Annotated in this window: 3 protein-coding genes; all 3 read right to left on the bottom strand. The window is 42.2% G+C overall.

Annotated elements, in window-relative coordinates:
• Positions 1–1,312 (bottom strand): POTRA domain-containing protein (locus WBA23_RS07390; protein ID WP_424581634.1); only part of this gene is annotated, 1,312 nt, incomplete at its 3' end.
• Between the two features lie 64 nt (positions 1,313–1,376).
• A complete protein-coding gene (locus tag WBA23_RS07385; protein ID WP_424581635.1) occupies positions 1,377–2,042 on the bottom strand; it encodes a transposase in 666 nt (221 codons plus the stop codon).
• 11 nt (positions 2,043–2,053) lie between these two features.
• Positions 2,054–2,515 (bottom strand): helix-turn-helix domain-containing protein, encoded by a 462-nt coding sequence (locus tag WBA23_RS07380; protein ID WP_424581633.1) that lies wholly within the window; start codon positions 2,513–2,515, stop codon positions 2,054–2,056.
• Positions 2,516–2,580: the final 65 nt, after the last annotated feature.

The following is a 2,580-nucleotide window of genomic DNA, read 5'->3' as shown; positions in this document are numbered from 1 at the left end:
TTTCAGGATTGGGTATTGGGTTGATTGTAACCTGCCCTGGATCAAAATAGCCCATATAAGCAACAGCTCTTTGGGATTCAACGAGCTTGGATCGATTGAAGGGTTCACCTGGCTCGATAGAAATTTTCTTCAAAATCGCCTCTTTGGATATATCCTCATTGCCCTGAATACGAATCTCATTAACCACAATTGGCTCACCTTCGTAGATACTAAACGTTAAGTTAACCTTACCGCTTTCTGCTTCTGTTTTCTGCACATCTACTCTAAAAAATAGATACCCCTGATCCATATAAAAAGAAGAAACATCGTCCCCTTCCGGGTTATACGATAATTGCTGATTTATCGCAACCGAATCGTAAACATCACCCGATTGTAAACCAAGTTTTTCTGATAAGAACTCATCACTGTAAATTGTATTTCCTTCCCAATGAACTTTTCCAATTATCTGACTACCATTTACTTTACGAACAAATTGACCAGATGAAGTGGCATCTTCACTGGTAGATGGATCTTCTAAACAGGCACTTAGCAGAAATATACTAGCGCACAATGGAACTATCAGACTAAATATCCATCGGCGATTGGGATGGGACCGTGGTTTCGTCAGCATAGCAATGCGTTGCCCAACTTGCTTACTAGAGAAGCTAGTAGCTAGAGTTAGAGAGTGATTTTCAGATGCTAGTTTGAGTAAGAGTTGTGCATAACCTTTCTGTTCCTCTGACTCTCTTACGACCGCCTGATCAGCAAGATACTCATGTACTTGTCGTAACTGCTTCTTGAGGTAAGGAATCAGGGGATGAAACCACAGCAAACTATGAGTTAACTCGAGTAACAGCAGATCCATAGTATGTCGTTGCCTTACATGCAACAATTCGTGCTGTAATACTTGCTGATATTCTTTAGAGGTAAGCGCCTGGGAGCTGATAAATATGTAGTTTAGAAAGGAAAAAGTAGACTTGTTGTGAGACAAATCAATAAGCCAGTAACTTTCTTCTCTTCGTTTATTAGAACATAGAATTAACTTGCGAATTTTACTGAGGTTGATCCCAAAAACTAGCGATCTGTACATGACCCCCAGTGCATAAACTGTTAAAAGTATAAAAGACAAGCTAATCAATGCTCCTGCTTCTGCCGCAGCAGTGTGACTATTAAAGCCTGATGGTGATATTAACCACTCTAATGTAAAGGCTGAACTCGGAGTTGAAAATTCTATTGCTTCTGTAGTTATCAATTGATTGAGCCGAATAGTGGGAGACGGAATTAGTGGTAAGACTAAGCTCGCGCTGATTAATAAAAGTAAAAACACTCTCATCCATACAAAATGCGTTTGTCTGGCGAGGAACCATTTGTAAACTAAGCCTAGTGTTACTTCAGGTTTAGAATGACGGATAAAGATGCTTAAGCTTTATTCTGGCATCTTTAGTAGTGAACTGCCAGTTGACCTGGGTTTGCTTTGTATTTCTTATCTTATACCACGCCTGTACCTGTCCTGTAAGCTTTTGCTTATCAGCGACTCTCTTACTGACGCCCTGTCTGGTTAATACACTCAGTTCACATTCAGCAATATTGAGTCCCGGCGGGGAACCGCAGGAACCATGAGTAGGTGTGCGCACCACTTCCAACCTCTCTATGATAGACTGAGCTCTTTGCGGGGTAAATATTTCATATAAAGCCGATAATTTGTGGGCGCTTAGATTGTCCTCTATCAGCGTAATCATTTCAGCTTCAGGATACATATGCTCGGCGATATGACTGACTATCCGGGCATAAGTAAAGCGGTTATGATTGTCTTCTACTCTCACTTCCCGCCGTCCTCCTAAAGGCTCAACTATCATATACAAGTCTGTAACCCCCTCTCTGCTATATTCATAATCTACATGTTGTACCCCATCGCTGTCAACGAAGGGATGGCGAACCTCTTTAATTAGCTGTTTAGGTGATTCATCCAGGCAAACCACAGGATGGCTCGGGTCATAAGCCCGCTGATATACTGATAAGACCCGTTCCATCTGGCATACAAACTCCGGGCTTGCCTCTGGAATGACCCATGATTTTACCCGCCAGGGTTTGAGGCCGTTTTTTTAAGTAACTGACGCACACTTTCGTGGCTTATGTTTTCTACATAGTCCAACTCTATCATTTTATTTGCCAACAGGTGCAATGTCCAACGAGCGTATCCGGAAGGGGGATCACTACAGCGTAATGCAATCAATTTGGCTTCTACCGCCCCGTCAAAGATCTTTTCTCGGACTACTTCACGCGCTTTGCCCTGCAAAGCAACCTGTATCCCCTCTTCTACAAACCGCTGACGTAAGCGCTCTACTGTACGTTTACCTACTCCGTAGGCTTGGCTAATCTGCTCATCTTTCCACTGTTTGTCCCCATGCTCATCAGCGGCTAGAAGTATAAATGCTCGCTTTACCTGTATAGACTTCTCACTACGTTTACCTATCAAACCTTGAAGTTGAACCCTTTCTTCTTCGCTCAGGTGCACTCGATATATTTTTGCAGGCATAATCCTTTTTCTGCAAAATTAACTACCTGAATATAATCGTCAAAATTAAGTTGAAGTAACACTAG

Origin of the sequence: Tunicatimonas sp., assembly GCF_049647865.1 — a bacterium.
GTDB lineage: Bacteria > Bacteroidota > Bacteroidia > Cytophagales > Cyclobacteriaceae > Tunicatimonas.
Note: the sequence above shows the minus strand (reverse complement) of the source record. Positions and strands in the feature narration are given on the sequence as shown.

Bases quoted from the DNA above. Each gene is read 5' to 3' on its own strand.
- WBA23_RS07380 (WP_424581633.1), bottom strand. From the start codon at position 2,515: ATGCCTGCAAAAATATATCGAGTGCACCTGAGCGAAGAAGAAAGGGTT.